Source organism: Arthrobacter sp. S39, from assembly GCF_004320525.1.
Taxonomy (GTDB): Bacteria; Actinomycetota; Actinomycetes; order Actinomycetales; family Micrococcaceae; genus Arthrobacter.
Genome location: NZ_SIHX01000001.1, coordinates 321,368 through 347,464, shown reverse-complemented (window position 1 = coordinate 347,464; position 26,097 = coordinate 321,368). Strand labels below are relative to the sequence as shown.

The following is a 26,097-nucleotide window of genomic DNA, read 5'->3' as shown; positions in this document are numbered from 1 at the left end:
GCTCCCTCCCGTGACCATCATCGACAACGCCGTTTACGTGGACGGTGTCCGCAGCGCGGAGCCGGAATCCCTGGAACAGACGTTCGAGACGCTCGCCGGACACGGCGGGATGGCCTGGATCGGGCTGTACCGGCCGACGGCGGCAGAGATGGCGGCCGTCGCCAGCGAATTCGGACTCCACGCACTGGCCGTGGAGGACGCCATCTCCGCGCACCAGCGTCCCAAGCTGGAGCGGTATGAGGACAACCTCTTCACCGTGCTCCGGCCTGCCCGCTACCTCGATGCCACCGAAACCGTGGAATTCGGCGAGCTCCATATCTTCACCGGCAGGAACTTTGTGGTCACTGTCCGGCATGCCGAAATGGCAGGCGTTGCCACAGTGCGGCGACGGCTGGAATCCCGGCCCGACCTTCTCAAGCACGGCCCGGAAGCAGTTCTGTACGCCCTGCTGGACAAGGTGGTGGATGACTACGCCCCCGTGGTGGCCGGGCTCGAGAATGACATCGACGAGATCGAAGACCAGCTGTTCAGCGGTGACAGCACCGTCTCCCGGCGGATCTACGAGCTTGCCAGGGAGGTCATCCAGTTCCAGCGCGCGATCCACCCGTTGCCGGGCATGATGCAGCAGCTCAAGCGCGGCTTCGAGAAATACGGCGTGGAAACGGAACTGCAGCACAGCCTCCGGGATGTGGAGGACCACGTGGAGCGGGTCATCTCCCGCGCCGACTCCTTCCGGGACCTGCTGCAGAACGCCCTGACCCTGGACGGGACGCTGACGGCCAACCGCCAGAACGAGGCCAGCGCCGAACAGAACGAGCAGGTCAAGAAGATCTCGTCATGGGCCGCGATCTTTTTTGCGCCGTCATTCGTGGCCGGCGTCTACGGGATGAACTTCGACCACATGCCTGAACTCCACTGGGCCGTGGGCTACCCGATGGCCATCGCACTGATGGCCGGAACGGCCGGGCTGATGTACGGCATCTTCAAGAGGAAGGGCTGGCTTTGACGCCGGCCACGGCGGCCGACGGCGGAACCGCACCGGCGCCGGCACATGGCCGGATCATCACTCCCGGCACAGAGCACCAGCTGGGCACCTACGGCCTGTTTCCGCCGTCGGCCGCCCAGCAGCGCACGGTGACGCCCGGCGCCGTGCCGCTCACGGCGAGGAATGCTGAACCGGAACTGCTGTGGATCGGCTTCGCCGAGCTCTGCAGCGGCGCCGCAGCACGCTCAGACTACCGGGCGTTGGCGGACCGCCACTCCACATGGGTCATTGACGGTGTTCCTGACCCCGAAGCCGTTTCGGCGGAAAAGGCGCCAGCGTGGCGCCGGTTCGAGGAGGCCGTGGAAGCCCTCTGCGAGCAAGGAAGGACGCTGTTTGTGGTCGGCGCCCACTCCCTTGACTGGGAACGCGCCACGGTGGCCTGGCAGGGCGCCGGCATCCCGGGTGATGCGGACGTTCCGGAGGTAATGGCCGGGATTGCCCGCCGCCTTTCGGTCCTGGAGCGGGTGAAATCGGCTGCCGGGGCGGTTCCGGAGGGCGTCTGCGGAAGTTAGGCCGCGTGAACGCCGATGTCCGCACTGTCCTCAGTGAAGACAAGACGGCGGTTGGCGACTTTGTCAGTGAAGAACCGGTCGTGGCTGACCACGACGACGGCGCCGGGGAAATGCAGCAGGGCACGTTCCATCACCTGGGTGCTGGAGAGGTCCAGGTGGTTGGTGGGCTCGTCCAGCAGCAGGACCGAGGCTCCGGAGAGCAGGCACTGGGCCATGGCCACGCGGGCACGCTGGCCACCGGACAGGTTGCCGATCCGCTGCTTGAGGTCGGCGTCCGAAAACTGGAACATCGCCAGGAACCGGTGAACGGATTTTTTCGTCGCCGTCAGGGCCAGGCTGTCCGGCATCGCATTGACCGCATGGGTGACCGTGTCGTCGTCGTTCAGTTCTTCCAGCACCTGGTTGTAGGAAACCATGCCGGCCCCCTTCGCCCAGGTGACCGAACCGGAATCGGCGGGCTCCTCGCCCGTGAGGGCCCGCAGCAGCGTGGACTTGCCGCTGCCGTTGGCGCCAATAACGGCGATCCGGTGCCCGCGGCCGATCTCGAAGCTCAGGTCCTGGAACAGCGTCCGTCCGTCGTAGGCCTTGCCGAGCGAATCCACCCTGCAGAGCACGTCCTTGACGTACAGGCCGCCGTAGATCTCCGTGATGATCTGGTCCACGGGCCGCGGCGTACGCGACTTTTTGATCTTGGCCAGCTGGTTGGCGAGCCCCTTGCCCGCCGCCTTGGCAGCCTCACGGCGGTCCGAGATGCCCTCGGCCTCGAACGCCAGCAGCTCGGACTCGTGCAGAAACTGGCTTTCCAGGCTCTTGAGCCGGAACTGCTTTGCCACCACATACTCGGCGAAGTTTCCCGGGTATTCGTGCAGGTGGAAATTCTCCACCTCCACGATCCGGGTGACGACGGCGTCCAGGAAGGTCCGGTCGTGGGAGACGATGATCGCGGCGCCCTTGAAGGTCCGGAACCAGCTTTCCAGCCATTCGACGCCGGCGACGTCCAGGTAGTTGGTGGGCTCGTCCAGGAGGAGCACGTCAGGGGCCTCAAGCAGGATTTTTGCCAGCGCGGCGCGGTTCCGCCAGCCACCGGAGAGTTCATCGATGGAGCAGGCGCGATGGGCGTCGCTGAAGCCCAGTGTGGTGAGTACCTTGTCGATGCTGCGCTGGTAGTCCCAGCCGTCCAGCCGGTCCATGTCTTCGAAGAGCTCCGACTGGCGGTGGATCAGGGTGTCCAGCTGGGAGTCCCCCGGGCCCGCTGCTATGGCGGTGTCGATGGCCGCCAGTTCCGCCTCAATGTCCTTGATGTGGGCGAACAGTCCGTCCAGGACCTCAAGGATGCTCGACTCGCCGTTCAGTTCCGAGAACTGGGAGAAGTAGGCGGTGGTGACGCCGGGGTCCAGGCTGATGCTCCCGGCATCCGGGACAACCTGCCCGAGGATGAGCTTGAGGATGGTGGACTTGCCTGACCCGTTCCTGCCGATGAGGCCCACGCGGTCGCCCGGTTCGAGCCGGAAGAATGCTTCACGGAGCACCGGTGTTTTGTCGAAACCGACGCTGACGTCGTTCAGCCGGATCAAACTCATTGACTCTGTCCAATCCAGGGAGTTCAGGCGCCGATGATCCCGATTGGATCAGGCAGCCATGGTGTGGAGCTAAGGAGATTCGAACTCCTGACCTCTTCGATGCGAACGAAGCGCTCTACCAACTGAGCTATAGCCCCGGAACAGCCCGCTCTCCGGTGGGAGCCGCGGGGCCGGTGACCCTAGGCTACAAATTTTCCGGCCACTTTACCAACCGGGACCGCAAATGCCCCGGCACCAGTGACCCCGGTGGTCCCCGCGGCTCAGGCGCGCCGGCGCTGCAGGACGTCGTCGAGGTTGCTCAGTGCGCTCTGGGCTTTGGTCAGCGGCTTCGGCGCCGGTCCGGCAGCGGGGGCGGAGACAGTGCCCTGCTTCAGCGACGGCTTCCCGACGGCCTTGGGCGCCTCGGGGAGATCCAGGGGCTCAGGTGCCGGCCGTTCGGCCTTCGCGGCCTCGACGTAGACCGGTTTGGGAACTTCAACGGGTTCCCAGGTTTCGGCGGCAGAGCCGGCGTCCGCCGCTGTCCTGGCGCTGGTATCGCCGGCTTCGAGGGCAACGGCGAGGGCGGCCTCGCGCAGTTCAACGGCGGTCAGCGGCTTGGGCTTGGGCTGGTGGGCCTCGGCGTCGAACAGGGGCCGTTCCGGCTGCGACGCAGGCTTGGGTGTGTTGAGGGGAGTCCGGTCCGGCTCGCTGGGGCGGCGGGCAGGCGAACCCATTGCGGCACGGAACGCGGCGTTGACCTTTTTCCTGCGGTCACGGACTGCCAGGCCGCGGAGCAATGCCAGCGATCCGAAGGCCAACAGGAAGGCAGAAACCGGCAGCAGCCCACTGCCCAGGCCAAATGGGAGAAGCATGCCGGCGATGAGCGCGGTCAGGAGGGAAATCAGGGCCGCAAGGGCGAGCGCCGTGCGGCCGTAGTGGATCTTGAACCCACTGGGCACCGACCTGTCGCCGGGCTCCGGCGCGGCGGTGTCCGCTGCGCCGTTGCCTGCTGCGGAAGCGGGGCTCTTCCTGATGTCCATGGCTTTCTCCTGCTGGGCGGTGATGTTCATGACCGTCCCGGCTCTCGGGTCCGATGAGTCAGTAGCTGGTGCGTCCGCCGTCATCTCACCTGCAGCCTGAAACTGGTGCCGGCGGTTCCGGAGAACATACGGGGCAACCCAGACAATCCAGAGCACAACGGCAACCACAAGGATCACTGAGCTGCTAAGGGGGAAGTCCACAATCAAAACCGTATGAGCATTAAGTCAGCCCCTGCGGCATTAGCCACGGTGTGTCGTCGGCAACGTGGCAAATCAATGGATTTATGACGGCCCGGGACTCAGGACGGGCGGGTGGCGAGCCACCGGGGCAGCAGCCCGTCGGGGACTTCTTCCGAGGTCAGGGCAAAGGTCCGGTGGTCAGCCCAGTCGCCGTTGATGTGCAGGAAGCGGGGCCGGTACCCTTCGTCCCGGAAGCCCAGCTTTTCAACGACCCTCAGGCTGGGCCCGTTCTCCGGACGGATGTTGATCTCCATGCGGTGCAGCCCCAAAACCTGGAAGCAGTGGTCCGTGGCCAGTGCGACGGCCGTAGGCGCAATGCCATGTCCTGCCCGCCCCTGGTCCACCCAGTACCCGAGCGTTGCCATCATGGCTGAGCCCCACACAATGGATGACACTGTCAGCTGGCCAACTATGGCTGGAGCCGCCGCGCCGGGCCGCCGCTCAGTGATGAGGAACGGCAGTGCCGTGGACTGCGCGGCCTGGACCTTGAGGGACCGCACCATCTGCCGGTAATCGGGCAGGCCTCCCCCGGGCGCCGGGTTGGACGCCTCCCACGGAGCCAGCCATTCGCTGTTCCGCCCGCGGACTTCGGTCCACTCTTTCTTGTCCCGGTACCGGATGGGACGCAGTACCAGGTCGCTGCACTCCAGCGTGACCGGCCAGATGGGGCCTGCGCGCACGGTGCGTTAGTGGGAGAGACCGGCGGTGAAACCGGGCAGCCACTCGCGCAGACCGGGACCAAGGTCATCGCTGTCGATGGCCAGCTGGACGCAGGCCTTGAGGTAGCTGAGCTTGTCGCCGGTGTCATAGCGGCGTCCACGGAACACGACGCCGTAGACTCCGTGGCCTTCGCCGTCGCCGGCGGCCAGTTCCTGCAGGGCATCGGTGAGCTGGATCTCGCCGCCGCGCCCCGGTCCGGTGCGTTCCAGCACCTCAAAGACCGCAGGGTGCAGGACGTAACGCCCAATGACGGCGAGGTTGGAAGGCGCATCTTCGACGTCGGGCTTTTCCACCAGCTCGTTGATCCGGACGTAGCTTTCGCCGTCGATTTCCTGGATGTCCGCGCAGCCGTAGGCGCTGATCTGGGACGGTTCCACTTCGATCAGGGCCACGACCGAGCCACCGGTTTTCGCCTGGACCTCGATCATGGTGCTCAGCAGTTCGTCCCGGGCGTCGATCAGGTCATCGCCGAGCAGGACGGCGAACGGTTCGTAGCCAACGTGCTGCTTGGCACGAAGCACCGCGTGGCCAAGGCCATTGGGGTCGCCCTGGCGGACGTAGTGGATGTCACCGAGGTTGCTGGCGGCCTGGATGGATGACAGTTTTGCTGTCTCACCCTTGTCGGCCAGGGTGGCTTCGAGCGCCGGGACCCTGTCGAAGTGGTCTTCGAGGGCGCGTTTGTTGCGGCCCGTGATCATCAGGATGTCGTGAAGGCCGACCTTGACGGCTTCCTCAACGACATACTGGATGGCAGGTTTGTCGACTACCGGGAGCATTTCCTTCGGCATGGCCTTGGTGGCAGGCAGGAACCTGGTGCCGAGTCCCGCAGCGGGAATGACGGCCTTGCGTACGGTCTGGTTAGTGGTATTCACCGGACTAATCTAGCGGAGGGAACATACAGACCGTAATTATTGGACGGGCGAAACCCGGCCGGACGACAGGAGGAGCAGCCACTGTGACTGCCGGCAACAGCTCTGCCAAGGAAAAGATCCGTGCACTGCACCGGGCTGCCCGCGCCGCTATGGCCCCCGCCGCCCGAGAGGCGGCCGGTGCCGGCATAGCGCGCCACGGCCTCGACTGGGCTGACCGTCTTTCCCCGGCGACGCCGTCGACGTTCTGCGTCTACCTCGGTGTGGGCTTCGAACCGCCCACAGGCCCGCTCATTGCTTCCCTTCACGGCCGGGGCCACAGGATTCTGCTGCCGGTCTGCGAACCCGGGCGCCGGCTCAGCTGGGTGTTCTGGGCGCCGGGCGGGGAGCTCGTCCGCAGCACATTTGCCCCCATCCTTGAGCCGGCGGGGACCCGGCACGGGCTCGACGTGATGGCCGGCGTCTCCGCGCTCTTCCTGCCGGCCACTGCCCTGGACCACAACGGCAACCGCATCGGACAAGGCGGTGGCTACTACGACGTTTTCCTCGATGCGCTCGACGGCGTCCGGCCCGGCCTTCCCTCTGCGGCGATCGTCTTTGACCAGGAGGTACTGCCGGCGGGCAGCATTCCCGCCGAGGACTTCGACCGGAAAGTACCGGACGCCCTCACCCCCTCCGGACTGGTTCATCTGGGCCCGGCGCCGGCATAACTTCCGACGCCGGGCGGCCGCCCCGGCGGGGATGATAGAATTGGCACTCAGGCCCTGCGACTGCTAATGGACGGAAACGATCGTCCTGGCAGCACGGGACCTCTCGTTTGTCCAAGAGGAGGAGCACCAGTGCCAACGTATGCGTACGCCTGCAAGGATTGCAGCCATGCCTTCGATATTGTCCAGTCGTTCACGGACAGCACACTGACGTCCTGCCCCGAGTGCCAGGGCACCTTGCGCAAGAAGTTCAACAGTGTTGGCGTGGTCTTCAAGGGCTCCGGTTTCTACCGCACCGACTCCCGCGATGCCAAGGGAAGCACGGTTTCGGCCGCCCCGTCGGCGCCCGCAGCACCGGCACCAGCCCCCGCCACGGCCGCTGCCGCAAGCTGACGCGCCAGGCCTGTTCCCGGGCCTCGCATGACCGCGGCATCCTCAGCGACGCCCGAATCCGGTTGTCCACATAGCCCACAACGGTGCTGTTCTCTGTGTCCGGCCCGAAATAGCGTGGGCCCATGTCCGCCGCACTGTTTCGCCCTCATCGAAGAACTCCCGCCAGCCGAAAGGCACCTGCGCCCGGGCGGCCGTCACGTGGTGCCCGTCCGCTGTCGGCCGGCCGGCCGCCGGGCCGCCGGCTTGGCCCGTGGCTGGCCCGCAACCGCCGTCTCGCCATAGCGTTCCTGCTCTGCGTTGCAGCAGCCGTGGCGGTCCATCAGCTCACTCCGGCGCCGGCGGATTCGGTGACGGCCCTCGCCGCGGCCCGGGACCTTCCGGCCGGTTCCTCGCTGGCGTCCTCGGACATGGCCGTAGTTCAGGTTCCGCCGGACATGATCGCAGCCGGATCCCTTCAGGTCGCCGCCGAGGCAGCGGGAAAGCAGTTGGCAGCCCCGCTCCGCAAAGGGCAGCTCCTGACGGACACCCAGCTACTGGGCCCCGGTTTGCTCGCGGGGACTCCTCCGGGTTCTGCTGCTGTGCCGCTGCGGATGGCGGACCCCTCCTCCATCCAGCTCGTGTCACCGGGGCAGCTGGTGAACGTGGTGCTCACGTCCGCGAACGGCTACGACCAGCAGGCTGCCTCGGAAGTCCTGGCGACAGCGGTGCCGGTGCTCTGGACCTCGGGCCAGGGCGGCAAAACCGGAGAATGGCTGGGAACAGGCGAGACGGAAGGCCTGATCGTAGTGGCGGCCGACCCCGGACAGGCTGCCCGGCTGGCAGGGGCCTCCACGCAGGGCAAGCTGTTTTTTGTCCTTGTCGGGGCGCCGGGATGACCCGCGGGGCCGCCCGCGGGGTGGCCCGACCGTGCCTGGTGGCGGGGCCCACGGCGCAGTAGGCTCCGGTCCATCACCCCCAGTGTGGCGGTTTCTGTTCCTTAAGCCATGCGTCGTGGTCGTCATCGGGGCCGTCGCCCCAGCGCCGGGGGTCGTCCTCCGCGGCTTTGTTGGGCAGGATGCCCTCCGTTCCGGTGGCAGCCTGGCCGTACGCAGGGGCAGCCGTTTTGGCCTCCTCGCGCGCGTTTTCCTGGCTTGTGCCCTGGCTTGGCGCCTGGCCGTCAGCGGCGTCTCCGCCGGCGCGGGCGTCAGCGTTGTATGTTGGGGCCACGCGGACCGCCTCCTCCTCATCCGGACGTGCCGCCCGGTTCTGGTAGTTTTCCGGCGCAGCAGGCTGTCCCTGCTGCGTGTGGTCGGCCCGGCTGGGAAGGTCAGGCTCCCGGCTGACGCTCCCATACGCTTCGAGTGACAGCGGGTCCACGTCGTCGTCGAAGAAATTGGCGGATGCCATGGCCCGGCCCGGCAGGACCACTTTCTCCAGGCCCAGGTAACCGGCAATGCGGTCGGCGCAGGCCGAGGGGTCGGTGAAGACCTCGATGGTCCACAGCGGCATGTACCGCCAGCCCATGCGCTCCAGGAGCTGCGGCCGCAGCCGGCTCCGCTCCCGGACACTCATGGTCCGGTATTGGTCAGTGCCGTCTGATTCGATGGCCACCGGCCACGGCGTCTCGGGGTCGTCCTGGCCCATGGTGCTGAGCGGGTCGGCTGCCGCCACCACGTCGATGACGCCGTCGTACTGGTGCCAGACGCGCGCACCGCGGGCACGCAGGCGGTCCCCGAGGTCAGCAACCAGCGGATCCGCTCCGAGGGCCTGCTCGCTGGCGGCGGCCCGGGACGCAGGAGTGCCGAGGTTGGTGTTCCCGGCAATCTCCCGGTCCAGAAGCTCATAGAGGTCAACGGCGCCGTGGGCCAGCCTGGTGTGGTCCAGGTCCTCCGGCCGGAAGCAGGTCAGGACGTGCAGGGACCGGCGCGCCCGGGTCATGGCCAGGGCGAACTTTTCGCGGCCGCCCTCGGCGGACAACGGACCGAAATTGTGCAGGGCACGGCCATGCGGCGTCCGTCCGAAGCCGGGTGAAAAAATCACGTGGTCCCGGACCAGGCCCTGTGCGCGTTCAAGGTCCACGACCCGGAAGGATTCGGGACCTGCCCCGAAGAACCCGGCGAGGCCGGGGTGGTTGGGCAGCTGCAGCCGGATGGATTCGCCGATCCTGGCCGCGTGCCGGAGACTGGCCGTGACAACGGCCAGCGAAGTCCGCGGGCGGAGCCGTGCATGTTCGAAGACCAGGTGCACCACCCGGTTGACCTCTGCCACGACGGATTCAACACCCTCATGGTCGGCGCTCGGCAGCCCGGTCCCGTCCGGCAGGTACTCAACCAGCAGGGCCCTGTCCAGACCCGTGGCGGACTGGCCCTCCGGCAGCCGGCGGAGGCCGCCGTCGTAGAAATTCTTGCTGAGCTGGAGGACCAGGTCCTCGTCCACGGCACGGTAGACAAAGTTCAGCCGCCAGACCGGCAGCACGGCTGACAGTGCGGAGAAGGCGCTCTCCACGCGCTGGTGGGCCGTTTCGCCGGCCGCGAGCCGTTCCACTCCGACGGTGAACGTGCGCGGGCTGGCAATCCGGGAATCACCGAAGGCAATGACCTGCTTGGCCCGGGCCATGGCCGGCAGGACCGCCTGGAGCGAGGTGGCCTCGGCATCCAGGACAACCACGGCATCAAAGCTCTGCTCTGCCGGAAGGAGCCCGGTCATCAGGTACGGGCTCACGGACCAGACGGGCACCAGCATGGGCACCAGCGCCGGCGCCTGGGCGGTCAGCGCGGCAAGGGTCACACGCCCGTCCTTCAGCAGGCTCTTGAGCAGGGCGGCCTGGCGCGGGTTCTCGCCGATGGCTGCGCGCCACCGCTCGGACAGGTCCCAGCGGAGCCGGGCGGCGCCGCTGGCGATATGCGCGTTGTCGGCGAGCCGGTATTCAGCTTCCAGCTGCCGGAGGGCGTCACCGTCGGACATGGCGAGGTAGTCGTCGCCGCTGATCATAGCTTCCAGTGCGGACTGCCACCAGGCGAGTTCAAGCTCCGCGGCCACGGATCCGGCCGGGACTTCCCGCTCGGCGAGGTCGGTGAGCAGTTCACCCAGGCCATGTTCACGCATGTTCTCCACCAGCAGGGTGCGCTCCGGCAGTGTCTTGAGGGTGTCCGTGTCCGCGACCAGCCGCTCGAGGCGTTCCATCAGCTCGGGGTACGGCGTGGTTGCCAGGGACCCGCCCGCTTCGGTGTGCCGCAGGGCCTCCCCCAGCTCCGTGAGTTCACGGTCCAGCGAACGGTACATCATGTTCATCTCCGCCAGCCCTGACGGCACGGCGGGGTGGCGCTGCGTTGTGGCGTAGCCGGACCACAGTGCGCGCTGTTCCTGCACGAGCATCAGTGAGCTGTGGAGGTCCGCGATGTGGACCCCGGGGCGGACGTATTCCTTCGCCACCCGGCGCAGCCGGGAGCGCTGCATGGACGCCATGTCGATGTTCCGCTCACGCCGCCAGGCCGAGGATGCGGTCGCCGAAATCAGGTCATGGACGGGCCGGTCAAAAATGTCCGGGGTGAACTTGTCCAGGCTTTCCCGCACCGCCATGAGGAGCTCAAGCTGCTCGCCCCATTCGGCAAATGAGAGGCCAAGGCGGATCTCGGCGTGCTCCGCCACGGCGTTCATGCGGTCCCGCAGGACGGGCAGGGTTTCTTCCACAGAGCGGGCCAGCTGCTGGGCTTCTTCCGTTTCCTTGCGGGTGAGCAGCCTGGCCCCGTGCCAGGGGCTGGTGGTGGACGCCCGGCTGAAACTGCCGAGTTCCGCGGCACGGTGGAGCCGGCCCGCGAGTTCGTTACGGTCCCTGATGTTGTCCAGGACGCTCCGCTTGAGCCGGACAGTGGTGGCCGGGGCAGGCTGGATGGAGGTCAGTTCGGCCAGTGACTGCATGGCTTGGTAGGGCGAGCACCCCCAGCGCTGCCGCACATTGTGGAGGGACGCAACGTGGTCCGTCAGGGCGTGCCGGTGTTCGGTGAGGGTCTTGTGCAGGTTCCCGAGCTGGGGCTGGAGGGACTTCTCGTTCCGGACGATGGCGCGCACCAGCTGTGCCTTGAGCTGCTGCGGAGTGGCGGTGCCGGAGAGCTGGAACAGGATGGACTCCAGGCCGAGGGTCTCTAGCTGCGCCGAGACCTCGTTGAGGCTGGCACGCCGGTCCCCGACCACCAGGACGGTTTTGCCGGCATCCACGAGCGCGCCGATGGTGTTGATGGCGGTCTGGGTCTGGCCGGTTCCTGGCGGGCTGCTGACCACCAGGGAATCCCCGGCCCGGGCGGCGTCAAGCACGTACTGCTGGTCCGCGTCGGCGTCGAGCAGGAGCAGTTCATCCTGGGGGTGGCGCTGGTCCACGCCGGGAAAGCGGGCGGGGTCCGGTTCGTCCACGTCCACCACTGCACCGCTGGCGGCGGTGGCCAGGGCAGCCACCAGCGGGTTCGCTTCGTTGATCCAGGGGTCATCGAGGTTCCCGGACAGGTCGGCAAAGGTGGAGACCAGCAGGTTGTGCTGCGCCTCGGCGCCATGGATGGGCCTGATCAGCGTAGCCAGCCGGTCAAGCACGGGCTGGGGGTCAAAGCGGGCGGTGCTGTACGCCAGGCGGGTCACCGCGTTGACGTCGAAGACGATCCCGTGGATGTTCTTCAGGTGACGGACCAGCGCCGGGTTGATGTGTGCCTGTTCCGTGAGCTGCAGCTCATAGTCGTCTTCGCCGGGGCGCACCGTCAGGGAGATCGCGGTCAGCATGACCGGGGCGGAGATCCGCTGCGGTTTGCCCCCGACGGCGGAGGTCCAGACCACAGTGCCGGCGGACAGGTAGCCGGCGTCGATGCCGCGGTCGTTGCCCAGTTCGAAGATCTTGGAGCGGATGTTCCGGGATGCGCGGGCCGCGACCACGTACTGCTGGCGGTCCCGGATCAGGGTGGAAAGCCGCGTGCGCCGGCCCGCCATCAGCTGGGCGAGGCCTGACGGGTGGGCGTGGGTCAGGTCGATGGAACCTTCAGGGGTCTTGGTGAAGCGCAGCATGGTGTCTGCCCCGGTGACGGGCTTAAGACCGGACAGCCATTTCCTGAACTCCTCGGAGCCCTCCGGGTGGCCTTGACCAACTGACACTACTGCCTTCTTTTCTGCGTTTTCACGTGACGCCCTGGACCATACCGGCATACTTTCGAGCGTAGCCGGAAAGATGCCTTAGTGAGAGACCGCAACACTGATCATGCCAAATTGCGGAGTATTTCCCCTCAAACGACCAGTGGCCGGCCTCCCTGACGGAGACCGGCCACTGTTATGCGGTTATTCCCATTCGATGGTTCCCGGCGGCTTGCTGGTCACGTCCAGCACAACGCGGTTAACGCCTTCCACCTCATTGGTGATCCGGTTGGAGATCCGGGCCAGGAGGTCGTAGGGCAGCCGTGACCAGTCCGCCGTCATGGCGTCCTCGGAGGAAACCGGACGGAGGACGATCGGGTGGCCGTAGGTGCGGCCGTCGCCCATGACACCAACGCTGCGGACGTCGGCCAGCAGGACAACCGGCATCTGCCATACGTCGTTGTCGAGCCCGGCAGCAGTCAGCTCGGCGCGGGCAATGGCGTCCGCCTTGCGGAGCAGGTCCAGGCGTTCCTTGGTGACCTCGCCGACGATGCGGATTCCGAGGCCGGGCCCGGGGAAGGGCTGGCGTCCGACGATTTCCTGCGGCAGGCCCAGCTGGGCGCCGACGGCCCGGACTTCGTCCTTGAACAGTGCCCGCAGCGGCTCGACGAGCTCAAACTGCAGGTCCTCGGGAAGGCCGCCCACGTTGTGGTGGCTCTTGATGTTGGCTGCGCCTTCGCCGCCGCCGGATTCGACGACGTCGGGGTACAGGGTGCCCTGGACCAGGAATTTGATCTTTTCGCCGTGTGCGGCTGCCTCGGCGATGATGGCCAGTTCGGCTTCTTCAAAGGCGCGGATGAACTCGCGGCCGATGATCTTGCGCTTCGTCTCCGGATCGCTGACCCCGGCCAGGGCGGCCTGGAAGCGCTCCTGCTCGTTGGCGACGTAGAGCTTGACGCCGGTGGCGGCGACGAAGTCGCGTTCCACCTGCTCGGCTTCGCCTTCGCGCAGCAGCCCGTGGTCCACGAACACACAGGTCAGCTGGTCGCCCACGGCGCGCTGGACAAGGGCGGCCGCAACTGCGGAGTCAACACCGCCGGAGAGGCCGCAAATGACCTTCGCGTCGCCGATCTGCTGGCGGATGCGCTCCACCTGTTCGTCGAGGATGTTCCCGGTGGTCCAGTTCGGTTCCAGCTTGGCGCCCTTGAACAGGAAGTTCTCCAGCACCTGCTGGCCGTAGGCCGAGTGCTTCACTTCCGGGTGCCACTGCACGCCGTAGAGGCATTTTTCCTCGTTGGCGAAGGCTGCAACTTCGGCGCCGGCGGTGGTGGCCAGCACTTCGAAGCCTTCCGGCGCCTCGTGCACGGAGTCGCCGTGGCTCATCCAGGTGTTCTGGTGCTGCGGCATCCCTTCGAGCACTGAGCGGCCCTCGCCGAGGATGGTGGTCTGCGTCGAGCCGTACTCGCGCAGGCCGGTCTTGTCGACTTTGCCGCCCAGGGCATTGGCCATGGCCTGGAAGCCGTAGCAGATGCCGAAGACCGGGATCCCGGCTTCGAAGAGGTCGGCGCCGACAGACGGTGCACCGTCAGCGTAGACGCTGGACGGGCCGCCGGACAGGATGATGGCGGCGGGGTTCTTGGCCAGGAGCTGCTCGGTGCTGTAGGTATGCGGAACCACTTCCGAATACACATTCGCTTCCCGGACGCGGCGGGCAATAAGCTGCGCGTACTGGGCACCGTAGTCAACAACCAGCACCGGCTTCTGGGAAGTCTGGGATGCAGTGGGAGTAGTCACCGTACTAGCCTACTTTGCGCGGTTGCCCCGCCGCACATCCAGGGCCGCCGGTGTGACGGAGTAAACGTCCGACGGCGGGGCGGCCTGCGCGCCGCGGCCCTAGTAGCGCCGGGGTGCCTGCGGGTTGTCCGCCAGCTCCGCCTCAACCTCGGCGTGGAACTTCTTCTCCACGATGAAGGACAGGAACGGAATAACGCCGCCCAGGGCCAGCAGGATGAGCTTGGCGAAAGGCCAGCGCATCAGCGACCAGAGGCGGAAGTTGGACATCAGGTAGACAACGTACATCCAGCCGTGCACGATCAGCACCGTGACAGAGATGTTGACCCCGCCCAGCACGCCCTTGGGTTCGGCGTCGGCGAACCCCAGGCCGAACGGCTCTCCCGTGACGGCGTTCGTTCCACCGGCGAAGAGGTACTGGCCGAACGCGTAGCGTGCAATGAGCTCGGCGCACAGCAGCAGCAGCATGCCGCCGGTGAGGTACGCCAGCACCTTGTAGAACTTCAGGGCTGAGCGGATCTGCTGCTCGGTGCCGCCGAAGCGGCGTTTTTTGCCTTTGTTGGCCACTCCGCCGCTGGTCTGGCTGCTGTCACCGGACGGCTGTGCCTGCATGGCAGGTTTGGGTTCAATCATGGCTGTACCTTTTGTTGGGTCGGTTCAGAAGGTGTGGGGGCTGGGAGGTGATCGTGGCCGCCGTCGGTGCCGCCGCCGCCGTCGTGCTCGTCCTCAAGGGTCCGGCGGTAGTCGTCCTTGACCAGGCGCCACCAGATAAACAGGGCAAAGCCGGCGAAGACCACCCACTCCAGGGAGTAGAAGAGGTTGAGCCAGTTGATCTTCTGGGCCGGCGGCTGGGGTCCGATGTTCAGCGGCTTGAGCGCACTGTCCGTGGCCCCGGCGCTGAGGTCCGTTCCGGCGGACACTTCGGCCGTGGCCGCGATGAACCCGGGGTAGCTGCTGACATCCCAGTAGTTGATGAGTTCGGCCACGGACACCGCCGTGGCGCGGCCCGGGCCGGGAGCCGTTTGGGGCAAGGGCGCCTCGGACGGCAGGAGCCGTCCGGTCAGTTCAAGAGTGCCCGACGGCGGTTCGGCGGCGTCGGCGGGATCGCCCACCCAGCCGCGGGCTACGGGAATCCAGGTTTCCGGCGAGGCCCCGGCGCCGCTGAGAACCGGCGCTCCGTTGACGGCAAAGGCGGTCACCACCCAGTAGCCGGACTCGCCGTTGTGCAGGCGCCCGGGAATCAGTACCTGCTTGTTGGCGTCGTAGGTCCCCGCCGCGGTGACCATCTGGTCCGCCACGGAGCCATGGAAAAAGTCTCCGGGCTGGAGCGTGCCGGTCAGCGACTGTGCCGTCTCGGTGGCGGGGTTGACCGGGATCTCGGCTTGCGTGGACCTGCCGAACTGCCATTGGCTGAGCAGGACGAACACCCCGGAAACGGCAATCGCGAACACCAGGCCTGCGATCCATCGGGGTTTGAGGGCTGTTTTCCACACCCCTTAACCGTACTTCGTTCCGCCGTAGAACAACTAAACGAAGGGGCCTGCCCCTGGAGTGGGGCAGCGACGTCCCTATCCCTAGTGGTCGAAGAAGACCAGGCTGGAGTTGATGAGCTCGGCGATCACTTCGGGGTCGTAGGCACGCCGGAGGGACTCGCGGAACGATTCCTTGGACAGCGACCGCGCCAGGGTGGCGAGGACCTCCAGGTGGTCCGAGAAGGAACTCGCCGGCGTCGCGATCAAGAGAATGACGGTGGCCGGACCGTCGGTGGCGCCGAAGTCCAGTGCGTGCCCGTACTTGGTGATGCCGACGGCGATGGAGGTCCGGGACACGAATTCGCTCCGGGCGTGGGGCAGGCCGATGCCGCCCGGCAGACCTGTGGCCAGCTGGTGCTCCCGGGCGTGGACGTGCTCCAGGAAGCCCGGCAGGTCCGTCACCCGGCCGGCGGCGAAAAGACGTGCCGCGAGCTGCGATGCTGCGTCCACCTTGTCCGATGCCTCAAGCTCGAGGATCACCATTTCGGGCGTGGTGAGTTCGGCATCGTACCGGTCAAGTGGTTCCGCCAAGGCGTTTCCCTTCAGTGAGGCGAGAATGCTGGAGCGGCCCCTCAGCGCAAGGGGACGATGTCGTCGACGCCCATTCGAGCGGCGTCGGCGGATTCATCATCGGGTTGCTGCTGGCTCAGCCGCTCGGCTTCTACGCGTGCAATGTAGTGCTTGATTTCGCTTTCGCGCTGCACATCGCTCCAGCCAAGGACTTCACCCATCAGTTTAGCGACTACCGGAACCGCGGAGACACCACGGTCCCACGACTCGATCGAAATCCGGGTCCTGCGGGTCAGGACGTCGTGGACATGCCGGGCGCCCTCGTGGGTGGCGGCGTACACGGCCTCGGCCTGGAGGTAGTCGTCGGCGCCGGGCAGCGGCTCCGCCAGCTCGGGCCTCTCCGCGATGATGGCGAGCACTTCCGGCGCCATCGATCCGTAACGGTTGAGCAGGTGTTCGATCCGCGCCACGTGGACGCCCGATTCCTCGGCCGTCCGGTTGCGCCGGTTCCAGGCAGCCTTGAAGCCGCTGGCACCGAGCAGCGGGATGGTTTCCGTGCAACTGGGTGGCACGCGTTCGTCCATGGTGCGCGTGGCTTCGTCAACGGCGTCCTTGGCCATTATCCGGTACGTTGTCCATTTGCCACCGGCCACCACCACGAGGCCGGGCACCGGGTGTGCCACGACGTGTTCGCGGGACAGTTTGGCGGTGGAGTCGTTTTCGCCGGCCAGCAGGGGACGCAGCCCGGCGAAAACCCCTTCCACGTCCTCCCGGGTGAGGGGCCGCTTCAGGACCCTGTTGACGCGTTCCAGGATGTAGTCGATGTCCTTGCTCGAGGCTGCCGGGTGGGCCTTGTCCAGGTTCCAGTCGGTGTCGGTGGTGCCAATGATCCAGTGCCGCCCCCACGGGATGACGAACAGCACGGACTTCTCTGTGCGCAGGATCAGGCCCACGGTGGACTGGAAGCGGTCCCTGGGCACCACGAGGTGGATGCCTTTGGAGGCGCGGACCTTCAGTTGGCCCCGTTCGGTCACCAAGGCCTGGGTTTCGTCCGTCCACACGCCGGTGGCGTTGATGACCTGCTTGGCGCGGATCTTAAACTCCGTGCCGTCCTCGTGGTTGACCACCTTGGCCCCGACCACGCGTTCGCCCTCGCGCAGGAAGTCCACCACCGCCATCTGGTTGACCGCGTGGGCGCCGTAATGGGCCGCGGTGCGGATCAGGTTCGCCGCGTACTTGGCGTCATCGACCTGGCCGTCGTAGTACCTGATGGAACCCACGAAGGCGTCGTCCTTGAGGCTGGGCGCGGCGCGGAGGGTACCGCGCCGGGTCAGGTGCTTGTGGAAAGGCACCCCGCGGCTATGCCCGCCGGTGATGGACATTGCGTCGTAGAGGGCGATCCCGGCGCCCACGTACGGCCGCTCCAGGAACGGTTTGGTCAGCGGGTACAGGAACGGCACCGGCCTGGCGAGGTGCGGCGCGAGCACCGACAGGATCAGGCCGCGCTCATGCAGGGCCTCCTTGACGAGGCCGAAGTCCAGCATTTCGAGGTAGCGCAGGCCGCCGTGGATGAGTTTGGAGGACCGGGACGAGGTGCCGGCCGCCCAGTCGCTGGCTTCCACGATTCCCACGCTGAGTCCGCGGGTCACGGCGTCCAGGGCCGCGCCGGTACCCACGATGCCGCCCCCGACAATAAGGATGTCCAGTTCCTTGCCGGGTTCAGTGGTGGCCCGGAGCCGCGCGATGGACTGCTCACGGGCCGCCGGGCCCAGGGTGCCGCCGGTGTTTGGAACACTCTTCATGGAACGCCTCCGATGCCGCTGGTGCAGGTAGTAATCCACACTACTTGCTAGCCGCACGGTTCGGCAGGCGGGTCCGGGTCCGGCACCCGGCCCGCGCCGGACGTCAGTTTCCTGAGTAAGGCGAGACGACGACGTCGACGCGCTGGAATTCCTTGAGGTCCGAATAGCCGGTGGTGGCCATGGAGCGGCGCAGCGCGCCGATCAGGTTGGATGTGCCGTTGGTGTGGTGGCCGGGCCCGAAGAGAACTTCCTCCAGGGAGCCGACGGTGCCAACGTTGGCCCGGTCGCCGCGGGGAAGTTCCAGGTGGTGGGCCTCCTGGCCCCAGTGCCAGCCCTTGCCCGGCGCCTCTTCGGCGCGGGCCAGTGCGCTCCCAAGCATCACGGCGTCGGCGCCCATCGCGATGGCCTTGACGATGTCGCCCGAGGTTCCCATGCCGCCGTCGGCAATCACGTGCACGTAACGTCCGCCGGACTCGTCCATGTAGTCCCGGCGGGCCGCAGCGACGTCGGAGATGGCCGAGGCCATCGGCGAGTGGATGCCCAGGGCACGGCGCGTGGTGGTGGTCGCTCCCCCGCCGAAGCCCACGAGCACGCCGGCAGCGCCGGTGCGCATAAGGTGCAGGGCCGGGGTGTAGCCGGCGGCGCCGCCCACAATGACGGGCACGTCGAGTTCGTAGATGAACTGCTTGAGGTTCAGCGGCTCGTGGTCCTTGGACACGTGCTCGGCGGACACAGTGGTGCCGCGGATGACAAAGATGTCGACGCCGGCAGCCACCACGGTCTTGTAGTGTTCCTGGGTGCGCTGCGGGGTCAGGGAGCCGGCCACGGTGACGCCGGCGGCACGGATCTCGGCGAGGCGCGAGGTGATCAGCTCGGGCTGGATGGGCGCGCGGTACAGTTCCTGCATCCGTCCGGTGACTGCGGGGCTGTTGACCTCGTCCTCGAGAGCACCGATCTCGTCCAGGACCGGCTGCGGGTCCTCGTACCGGGTCCAGAGGCCCTCAAGGTCCAGGACCCCGAGTCCGCCGAGGCGGCCAAGCGCGATGGCTGTCTGCGGGGACATGGCCGAGTCCATCGGTGCTGCGATGACGGGCATGTCGAACTTGTACGCGTCGATCTGCCACGACACGGAAACGTCCTTGGGGTCGCGGGTACGACGGTTAGGGACAATCGCAATGTCATCCAGGGAGTAGGCACGACGCCCACGCTTGCCACGGCCGATCTCGATCTCGTAAGTCACTGCTCTAGGTTATCCCAGCCGGGGCCCTCACCACGGACGGCCTAGAGTTGCTGGATGGGCAAACGGTGGACCTTCGATGGCCACATCGCGGGCATCGGCGCACAGTCCGGGCTTCGGGCCGTTGTGGGGGTGTGGCATAAATCCCCGTTGGGAGCCTTCGCGGACGTTATGGTGCAGCTGCCTGACGGGCAGCGGATCGGGAGCCGGACGCCGCTTGGATTCGCCCTCCGGGCAGTGCCGCGGCCGCTGGCGGTCCACCCGGTGTGGCTCCGGTCTGTGGACCCCTTGGCGGGGCTCCTCAGCCCGGGTGCCCGAACCTCCGGGACCGCAGGAAACGGGCGGCGCGAGTCCTACGGCGTTACGGACGTCCACTGCATTACTGAAGCCCACACGGTCTGGGAAGATCAGGACCAGGGTGCGTTGGCGCCGGTCATGCCCGCCGTTACGTTCGGTTTCAGCAGCGTCCCGGCGCAGCCCGGTATCGCCCGCGTGCGGACCACCATCGTTGAAGGGCCAGCCGACGGGGACATGTCCCCATCACGGCGGGCCAATAAATGAAATAGTTTGTTAGCGAGGCGGAACGGCAATGGCCGCCGCGAACATTATTGGGGGACATCATGGCGCCAGCGGTCTTCGGCGCAGCCCGGCGCGACGGTCCGGACGTTGCTGGCGGCCGTCGTATGACCGGTCCGGCCACTTTCATTACAACGGTATCGGCCCCCCACGCTTTGGGGTATGCCCACCGACGCGCCCGCGTCTTTATGTTCTGGTGGATGGGAATGGTGTTCGCCATTCCCGGGGCGGTGCAGGCAGCCGTTCTGGCGGCTACGGGTCAAAATCCTGAGGACGGCCTGGTCTTGGCAGGCCTGGGACTGGGGATATCCGTCGTCGGCTGGCTGGCAGCAATTGGTTCTCGGTTTACCCGCACAGCTCCCCGCCCGGCAGAGGATGTCGCCCGCACGGAACTGTACATCCGGACAGGGCCAGGAGTGGCCATCAGCTCGGTGACTGGCATGCTCGTGATCGTGGTGGTAATTATGGTCGCAGCCCCGCAGGGAACTTCTCCGGAAATCATGCCTGTGCTGGCCGCCCTGGCGGTATTCCCGATGCCCATCGCCGCCGCACTTCTCTACTCAGGTCACCTTCACCGGCACCGGGACCGCCTGTACGCCAACTGGCTGGCCCGCCGCTAGGTGGCCGGCGGGCCGTTCAGACCCCTTCGGGCTCTTCCACGCTCAGCTGCGATTCGAACATCCTGAAGTAGCGTCCCCGCAGCGCCACCAGCTCCTTGTGGGTGCCCTGCTCCACGATGCGGCCGTCTTCGAGCATGTACACAATGTCCGCTTTTTCGATGGTGGCCAGGCGGTGGCTGATGGCAATGATCGTGCTGCTGCGGTCGGCGAACAGCCTCGTGAAGATCCGGTGTTCGGCGAGGGCGTCGATGGCCGAGGTGGGCTCGTCCATCACCATAAACGTTGCGTTACGGTAGAAGTTCCGGGCCATCGCCAGCCGCTGCCACTGGCCGCCGGAGAGCCCGCTCCCCTTCCGTCCGCGCGGATCCTCCATCCAGTTGCTGACGTGGTTGTCCAGGCCGTTGGGCAGCTTGTTGATGAACTCCAGGGCCTCGGCGTCCTCGGCCGAGCGCCGGATCCGGCCGTCGTCCTTAGCGGCATCGACGTCGCCGAAGTAGATGTTCTCCGCGGCGGTGGCGAACTCGTACTTCAGGAACTCCTGGCTCAACACTGCCAGGTGGCGGTGCCAGGAGGTGACGTCGACGGCGGCGAGGTCCACGCCGTCGAGCATCACCTGCCCTGAATCCGGGGCGTAGAGCCCGGCCAGGATCCTGATGAGGGTGGACTTTCCGGCCCCGTTCTCCCCCACGATGGCGATGTGCTGGCCTTCCCGGATGGTCATGCTGATGCCGCGGATCACCTCGATGTCGCTGCCGGTGTAGGTGAAGCGGATGTCCTTCAGCTCCACGGTCTTGGGGGCATGCAGCAGCGGCGGCGCGTGCCGGGAGTGGACGGGCAGCGCCATAAACAGTTCGTAGTCCTTGAGGTTTGCGAGGTCCTCGTCGATGGAGCTCAGTGACGACACCAGGTTGTTGGCGGTGGACAGGGCGCGGCTGACGATCTGCTGGACGTACAGGAACTGGCCCACCGGCTGGGCCCGCGCGATGATCTGCCCGACCACCCAGATCAGCGACACCACTTCGGCGCCGTACTGCAGGGCATCGGCGGCAAGCTGCTTCGGAATGTACCGCTTCTGGAAGTCCAGCCGGCGGCGCTCGTCCGCGTCCCGCAGCCGGGACCGGAAGTCCATCAGGTAGCCAACGATCCCGTACAGCCGCATTTCGGCGATGTGCTGCGGGCGCAGGAGGTTGGTCTCGATCATCCGGCGCTGGCGCCGCGAGTCCACCTGGGTGTTCCAGTGCGCGATCTGCTCCCGGGAGAGCTTGAACTGCAGGTACACACTCGGGACGATCGCGACCAGGACGATGACGGCGATCCACCAGCTCACCAGCAGCAGGGCGCCGACGGCGAGGATCACGGACACGAGCTGCGTGAAGATCGCGGCTATCCGGTCCAGGACGCGGGCGTAGGAGTCAGAGAACCGCTTGGCGCGGTCGTAGAGGTCAACGGTCTCTTTGTCGTCGTACCGCCAGAATTCCAGCGCCAGGAACCGCTCATACATCAGGTCGCCAACGATGGCGCCGACCTTGAAGCTCATGAGCTGCTGGATGTAGCGGTCCACGCTGCTGAACGCACCCCAGAACAGTCCCAGGGCGGCGGTGATGATGACGTACACGATCGCCTGCTGGCCGGCGGCAGCGTCACCGGAATAGGCGGCCGCCAGGGCCGTGGTGGTCAGCGCGGCGAAATACGTGGTGACCAGCGGCAACGTCGCCGAAATGAGCGAGCCGACTACCTTCATCACGACGGCGGCCGGCGAGGCCCGGAAGCTGACCCGCAGCACCTGCGCCACTGCCCGGGCATACGGCCGGACGGCGAGCTTCCGTTTAGGATCCCGTTTGGGGTTCAGCTCAACGGGATGGTGGGGTTGGGACATGGTTACAGCCTAGTTCGGCCCCGGTGATCGAGCCTGCCGAGATCCAGGTTTCGACAGGCTCAACCACCGGGGATGGGACCAGCCAAAGCCGCTCAGCGCGAACCGTAGTTCGGTGCCTCCACCGTCATCTGGATGTCGTGCGGGTGCGATTCCTTGAGCCCGGCCGGGGTGATGCGGACAAACTTGCCGCGCGCCTTCAGCTCCGGAATGGTCGGGGAACCGACGTAGAACATGGTCTGGCGCAGGCCACCCACGAGCTGGTAGGCCACAGACGCCAGGGGCCCGCGGTAGGCCACACGGCCTTCGATGCCCTCAGGGATCAGCTTGTCGTCGCCGGAAACGTCGGCCTGGAAGTAGCGGTCCTTCGAGTAGGACGTGTTCTTGCCGCGGGACTGCATGGCGCCGAGCGAGCCCATGCCGCGGTAGCTCTTGAACTGCTTGCCGTTGACGAAGATCAGCTCGCCCGGGGACTCGTCACAGCCAGCCAGCAGGGAGCCGAGCATCACGGTGTCGGCGCCGGCAACCAGCGCCTTGCCGATGTCGCCGGAGTACTGCAGGCCGCCGTCGGCGATCAGCGGAACACCGGCCGGGATGGCTGCCTTGGAGGATTCGTAGATGGCGGTGATCTGCGGGACGCCCACACCGGCCACCACGCGGGTGGTGCAGATGGAGCCCGGGCCCACGCCCACCTTGATACCGTCGGCGCCGGCGTCGATCAGTGCCTGCGCGCCTTCACGGGTGGCGGCCTGGCCGCCGATGATGTCCACGTGCGCCGCTACGGGGTCGGACTTTAGGCGGCGGATCATGTCCAGCACGCCCTGCGAGTGGCCGTTGGCGGTGTCCACGAAAAGGGCGTCGACGCCGGCGTCCACCAGTGCCATGGCGCGTTCCCAGCCGTCGCCGAAGAAGCCGATGGCTGCGCCCACGCGCAGGCGGCCTTCCTCGTCCTTGGTGGCGAGCGGGTACTGCTCGGCCTTGGTGAAGTCCTTGGTGGTGATCAGGCCTTTAAGGCGGCCCTGCTCGTCTACCAGCGGGAGCTTTTCGATCTTGTTGGTGGCCAGCTTGTGCGAGGCTTCCTCGCGGCTGATGCCCACGTGGCCGGTGACCAGCGGCATTTTGGTCATGACGTCGCTGACCAGCCTCAGCGGGAAGTCGGCTTCAGGCACAAAGCGGGTGTCGCGGTTGGTGACGATGCCGAGGAGCCGCATGCCCTCATCCACCACGGGCAGTCCGGAAACGCGGTACTGGGAGCAGATCTCGTCCAGTTCCGCCAGTGTGGCCTCAGGGCCGATGGTCAGCGGGTTGGTGATCATTCCCGACTCGCTGCGCTTGACCCTGTCCACCTGGTCGGCCTGGTCCTGGATGGACAGGTTGCGGTGCACCACGCCCAGGCCGCCCTGGCGGGCCATCGCGATGGCCATCCGGGATTCGGTCACGGTGTCCATCGCGGCGGACAGCAGCGGGGTCTGCACCGTGATCCGCTTGGAGATCCGGGAGGAGGTGTCGGCGTCGGAGGGGATGACGTCGGTGTGGCCGGGGAGCAGCAGGACGTCGTCGTATGTCAGGCCAACAAAGCCGAACGGATCGTGTGCGGGCTGGGTCATGAGTGCGCCTCTTACCTTGGTTGCGGGGTTCACGGGTAGGGGTTGCAGCTGATGACCAGCCCGTCATTACGGGACTGGTCCGTGCATGGGTTGCGGTGCGGGGTACTTTTGTACACGGGTTCAGTGCAGAAAGTGTTGAGTAAATATTAGAACCTCGGCGCCGATCCCCCTATTCCGGGGCGGCAATGTGAGCAACGGCACCAGCCTGACGCAACCTCAGGTCCAGCCGGTGGCCGCCAGCAGCCGCTGCTCGAACATGGGGATCATGCTCTGTACGTAGGTCTTGGTGAGGTGGTTGTCGTCCTTGTAGACGTACACGTTCCCCACCACGGCCGGGCAGGTGCCGCCGGCGCAGATGAAGTCGCTCAGGTCCATCAGGTGGAGTCCCGCAATCTGGCCGCGGTAGCTGTCCAGCGGCGACGATTCGGCGAGGGACTCGTTCAGCGGCGCGTTGCACTCCGGGGCGTCTGCGCCATGTTTCTGGACGCACTCCGGCATGTTGATGCTGAACCGCGGGTTGTCCCGGACGCCCACCACATCCATCCCGGCCGCAGTGAACTGGCGGATGCCGTCGAGGTAACCGGGAACCTCGGTTTCGAACGGCGCCTCCGCGTGGGTCAGCGAAGCGACGGTGAATACCGCGTCCGGCCGGTGTTCCATCACATATGCAGCGCTGGCCTTGTTGAAGGCGTTGCACTCCTCATTGCGTTCAGGCGATTCGGCGCCGAAGCGGCAGTTGCCCTTGAGCAGGGTCACCACTTCCCAGCCGCGGTCCTTGGCGATCGGGCCGAGGGCGGCCATGTACTGCTGCGCGTGGGAATCACCCAGCACCACGATCCGTTTGGTCACCGTCTCCGGTTTCGTGTTCTGCAGGCATCCGCCCAGCAGGGGGTCCGAGGGCACGTTGGCGTCGGTGCAGAGGCCGTCGATGTCCGCCCATTCGTCCTTCATCGCCGCCGGTGCCGGAATGATCCGGGCTTCCGGGGTGGGTTTGCCGGCATTCTCCGGCGCAAGTGAAGCAGCCCCCGGCGTCAGCTCCCGCGGCTGCGCGGCCGCGGCTGCCTCCTCCGCGGTGATCGTGGTTTGCCACACGGCCACCGGGCCGGCGAGCACCCCGCAGCAGGCAGCGATCACGACGGCGGTGCGCCAGGACCGCTTCTGCGGCCAGTGCCAGTCGCGGAGCGGCTTCTCCACAAAGCGGGTGGTCAGCACGGCGAGGACGACGGACGCGGCGACAACGGCCAGTCCCTGGCCGAGACCGGGCGTCACGATCCCGGTGGCGGCCAGCGCCAGGACCAGCACCGGCCAGTGCCACAGGTACAGGGCGTAGGAGTTGTCGCCCAGGGCAACCAACGGCTTCCAGCTCAGGAGCCGGTCCACGCCGAACCGGCTTCCGCTCTGGCCGGCGACGATGATCGCGGCCGCGGCCAGGGTGGGCCACAGGGCAATGAATCCCGGAAAGGAGCGGTCCACGGTTAGCACCAGGCCGCAGGACACCATGGCGGCCAGGCCGGCCCACCCGAGCATTACGCGCAGCGCCTTGCCCGGCTTCAGGTACGGCAGTACCAGGGCCAGGAGGGAGCCGAGGGCAAATTCCCACAGGCGTGTCCGGGTGTCGAAGTAGGCATAGGCCTGGTTGGTGGTTGTCTGCTCGATCGAGTAGGCCAGCGATGCCAGAAAGATCGCGGAGAATGCCGCCGCCAGGACCAGCCGGTAACTGGCGTTGCTCCGCCGTCGAAGCCACCGCCACACCAGCGCGGCACCGGCGAACACCAGCGGCCAGAGGATGAAGACCTGGCCCTGGATGGACAGCGACCAGAAGTGCTGCAGCGGGCTGGCGCCGGAGTGGTCCTGGGCGTAGTAGTCGACGGCGGTATCGGCCAGGAGCCAGTTCTGCCGGTAGAGCAGGGAGGCCCAGGCCTGGTCCAGGATGTCGGGCCAGCGGCTCTGCGGCAGCATCAGCCACGTGCCGGCCAGGATGCCCAGCAGGACAACGACGGCGGCAGGCAGCAGCCGCTTGAAAAGGTGCAGCCAGTGCCGGATAAGTTCCAAGGGTTTGCCCGCTTCGACCTTCCGGATGAAGGAAAGGGTCAGCAGGAATGCTGAGATGAGCAGGAAGATGTCCACACCGCCGGAGACCCGCCCCAGCCACACGTGGTAGGTCACCACCATCAGTACTGCGAGCGCCCGGAGCCCCTGGACCTCGGGCCGGAAAGTCGCTTTGCGTCCTTTGGGGGTCGCTTCGCTCGCACGGCCGGGAGCGGCCGTGGTTCTCGCAGTCGACACAAAAGACCTCTCGCAGCGGGCAACCAAAGCATCCATGCTACCGAGCCGTATTTTCGATGACCAATCAGGGCCGGCCGGTCAACGGTCCCGAAG

Annotated in this window: 21 protein-coding genes and 1 tRNA gene; 7 read left to right on the top strand and 15 right to left on the bottom strand. The window is 66.7% G+C overall.

Annotation, left to right across the window (positions count from 1 at the left end):
• Positions 1-10: 10 nt before the first annotated feature.
• Together corA and zapE are read left to right on the top strand one after the other, a co-directional pair.
• Positions 11-1,006: a magnesium/cobalt transporter CorA gene (gene corA / locus EYS21_RS01670; RefSeq protein WP_131131387.1), complete on the top strand. Its 996-nt coding sequence runs from the start codon at positions 11-13 to the stop codon at positions 1,004-1,006.
• Entirely contained in the window at positions 1,003-1,557 is a 555-nt protein-coding gene (gene zapE, locus EYS21_RS01665; protein WP_165478241.1) for an AFG1/ZapE family ATPase, read from the top strand. The genes corA and zapE overlap by 4 nt, the downstream gene beginning before the upstream one ends.
• Here zapE and EYS21_RS01660 read toward each other — a convergent pair.
• From EYS21_RS01660 to galU, 5 genes are all read right to left on the bottom strand, one after another.
• On the bottom strand, positions 1,554-3,137 hold the full coding sequence (locus EYS21_RS01660; protein WP_131131385.1) for an ABC-F family ATP-binding cassette domain-containing protein: 1,584 nt from the start codon (positions 3,135-3,137) through the stop codon (positions 1,554-1,556). The genes zapE and EYS21_RS01660 overlap by 4 nt on opposite strands.
• A gap of 64 nt (positions 3,138-3,201) precedes the next feature.
• Positions 3,202-3,274: transfer RNA gene (locus EYS21_RS01655), tRNA-Ala, on the bottom strand.
• 123 nt (positions 3,275-3,397) lie between these two features.
• Positions 3,398-4,357, bottom strand: a complete 960-nt coding sequence (locus tag EYS21_RS23315) for a hypothetical protein (protein WP_242633233.1) — start codon at positions 4,355-4,357, stop codon at positions 3,398-3,400.
• 98 nt (positions 4,358-4,455) lie between these two features.
• A complete protein-coding gene (locus EYS21_RS01645) occupies positions 4,456-5,076 on the bottom strand; it encodes a GNAT family protein (protein ID WP_131131383.1) in 621 nt (206 codons plus the stop codon).
• 6 nt (positions 5,077-5,082) lie between these two features.
• Positions 5,083-5,988, bottom strand: coding sequence for a UTP--glucose-1-phosphate uridylyltransferase GalU (gene galU, locus EYS21_RS01640; RefSeq protein ID WP_131131382.1), 906 nt, complete (start codon positions 5,986-5,988; stop codon positions 5,083-5,085).
• Positions 5,989-6,071: 83 nt separating this feature from the next.
• On the opposite strand from galU, the gene EYS21_RS01635 reads away from it, so the two are divergent.
• The 3 genes from EYS21_RS01635 to EYS21_RS01625 all read left to right on the top strand — a co-directional run bounded on the left by EYS21_RS01635 (position 6,072) and on the right by EYS21_RS01625 (position 7,960).
• On the top strand, positions 6,072-6,695 hold the full coding sequence (locus tag EYS21_RS01635; RefSeq protein WP_131131381.1) for a 5-formyltetrahydrofolate cyclo-ligase: 624 nt from the start codon (positions 6,072-6,074) through the stop codon (positions 6,693-6,695).
• Positions 6,696-6,824: 129 nt separating this feature from the next.
• Positions 6,825-7,085 carry an FmdB family zinc ribbon protein gene (locus EYS21_RS01630; RefSeq protein ID WP_131131380.1) on the top strand — a complete coding sequence of 87 codons (261 nt, stop codon included), beginning with the start codon at positions 6,825-6,827 and terminating at the stop codon, positions 7,083-7,085.
• Between the two features lie 122 nt (positions 7,086-7,207).
• Entirely contained in the window at positions 7,208-7,960 is a 753-nt protein-coding gene (locus tag EYS21_RS01625) for an RcpC/CpaB family pilus assembly protein (RefSeq protein WP_131131379.1), read from the top strand.
• 73 nt (positions 7,961-8,033) lie between these two features.
• Here EYS21_RS01625 and EYS21_RS01620 read toward each other — a convergent pair whose 3' ends face one another.
• From EYS21_RS01620 to EYS21_RS01590, 7 genes are all read right to left on the bottom strand, one after another.
• Positions 8,034-12,245: an AAA family ATPase gene (locus tag EYS21_RS01620; RefSeq protein ID WP_131131378.1), complete on the bottom strand. Its 4,212-nt coding sequence runs from the start codon at positions 12,243-12,245 to the stop codon at positions 8,034-8,036.
• A 129-nt stretch (positions 12,246-12,374) separates the two neighbouring features.
• On the bottom strand, positions 12,375-13,964 hold the full coding sequence (guaA, locus tag EYS21_RS01615) for a glutamine-hydrolyzing GMP synthase (RefSeq protein WP_131131377.1): 1,590 nt from the start codon (positions 13,962-13,964) through the stop codon (positions 12,375-12,377).
• Positions 13,965-14,063: 99 nt separating this feature from the next.
• Positions 14,064-14,594 carry a DUF3817 domain-containing protein gene (locus EYS21_RS01610; protein ID WP_131131376.1) on the bottom strand — a complete coding sequence of 177 codons (531 nt, stop codon included), beginning with the start codon at positions 14,592-14,594 and terminating at the stop codon, positions 14,064-14,066.
• Positions 14,591-15,454: an SURF1 family protein gene (locus EYS21_RS01605; RefSeq protein ID WP_131131375.1), complete on the bottom strand. Its 864-nt coding sequence runs from the start codon at positions 15,452-15,454 to the stop codon at positions 14,591-14,593. The genes EYS21_RS01610 and EYS21_RS01605 overlap by 4 nt, the downstream gene beginning before the upstream one ends.
• Positions 15,455-15,535: 81 nt before the next feature.
• Positions 15,536-16,024, bottom strand: coding sequence for a PTS sugar transporter subunit IIA (locus EYS21_RS01600; RefSeq protein ID WP_131131374.1), 489 nt, complete (start codon positions 16,022-16,024; stop codon positions 15,536-15,538).
• A gap of 41 nt (positions 16,025-16,065) precedes the next feature.
• Complete coding sequence (locus EYS21_RS01595) at positions 16,066-17,805, bottom strand: glycerol-3-phosphate dehydrogenase/oxidase (protein ID WP_131131373.1); 1,740 nt, start codon at positions 17,803-17,805, stop codon at positions 16,066-16,068.
• A gap of 103 nt (positions 17,806-17,908) precedes the next feature.
• Positions 17,909-19,045, bottom strand: coding sequence for a GuaB3 family IMP dehydrogenase-related protein (locus tag EYS21_RS01590; RefSeq protein ID WP_131131372.1), 1,137 nt, complete (start codon positions 19,043-19,045; stop codon positions 17,909-17,911).
• 54 nt (positions 19,046-19,099) lie between these two features.
• Between EYS21_RS01590 and EYS21_RS01585 the strand changes: the two genes are divergently transcribed.
• Positions 19,100-19,603, top strand: coding sequence for a hypothetical protein (locus EYS21_RS01585; RefSeq protein ID WP_131131371.1), 504 nt, complete (start codon positions 19,100-19,102; stop codon positions 19,601-19,603).
• Positions 19,604-19,662: 59 nt separating this feature from the next.
• The gene (locus EYS21_RS01580; RefSeq protein ID WP_131131370.1) at positions 19,663-20,238 is read left to right on the top strand and encodes a hypothetical protein; all 576 of its coding nucleotides are present in this window, start codon (positions 19,663-19,665) and stop codon (positions 20,236-20,238) included.
• A 16-nt stretch (positions 20,239-20,254) separates the two neighbouring features.
• Here EYS21_RS01580 and EYS21_RS01575 read toward each other — a convergent pair whose 3' ends face one another.
• The 3 genes from EYS21_RS01575 to EYS21_RS01565 form a co-directional block, all read right to left on the bottom strand.
• Complete coding sequence (locus tag EYS21_RS01575; protein WP_131131369.1) at positions 20,255-22,114, bottom strand: ABC transporter ATP-binding protein; 1,860 nt, start codon at positions 22,112-22,114, stop codon at positions 20,255-20,257.
• 92 nt (positions 22,115-22,206) lie between these two features.
• A complete protein-coding gene (guaB, locus tag EYS21_RS01570) occupies positions 22,207-23,718 on the bottom strand; it encodes an IMP dehydrogenase (protein ID WP_131131368.1) in 1,512 nt (503 codons plus the stop codon).
• Positions 23,719-23,934: 216 nt separating this feature from the next.
• Entirely contained in the window at positions 23,935-26,004 is a 2,070-nt protein-coding gene (locus EYS21_RS01565; RefSeq protein WP_242633232.1) for an acyltransferase family protein, read from the bottom strand.
• Positions 26,005-26,097: the final 93 nt, after the last annotated feature.

Excerpts from the sequence above, each read along its gene's own strand:
- EYS21_RS01660 (WP_131131385.1), bottom strand. The coding sequence starts at position 3,137 with ATGAGTTTGATCCGGCTGAACGACGTCAGCGTCGGTTTCGACAAAACA.
- EYS21_RS01625 (WP_131131379.1), top strand. The coding sequence starts at position 7,208 with ATGTCCGCCGCACTGTTTCGCCCTCATCGAAGAACTCCCGCCAGCCGA.
- EYS21_RS01620 (WP_131131378.1), bottom strand. The coding sequence starts at position 12,245 with ATGCCGGTATGGTCCAGGGCGTCACGTGAAAACGCAGAAAAGAAGGCA.
- EYS21_RS01610 (WP_131131376.1), bottom strand. The coding sequence starts at position 14,594 with ATGATTGAACCCAAACCTGCCATGCAGGCACAGCCGTCCGGTGACAGC.
- EYS21_RS01595 (WP_131131373.1), bottom strand. The coding sequence starts at position 17,805 with ATGAAGAGTGTTCCAAACACCGGCGGCACCCTGGGCCCGGCGGCCCGT.
- EYS21_RS01585 (WP_131131371.1), top strand. The coding sequence starts at position 19,100 with ATGGGCAAACGGTGGACCTTCGATGGCCACATCGCGGGCATCGGCGCA.
- EYS21_RS01580 (WP_131131370.1), top strand. The coding sequence starts at position 19,663 with ATGGCGCCAGCGGTCTTCGGCGCAGCCCGGCGCGACGGTCCGGACGTT.
- EYS21_RS01575 (WP_131131369.1), bottom strand. The coding sequence starts at position 22,114 with ATGTCCCAACCCCACCATCCCGTTGAGCTGAACCCCAAACGGGATCCT.
- guaB (WP_131131368.1), bottom strand. The coding sequence starts at position 23,718 with ATGACCCAGCCCGCACACGATCCGTTCGGCTTTGTTGGCCTGACATAC.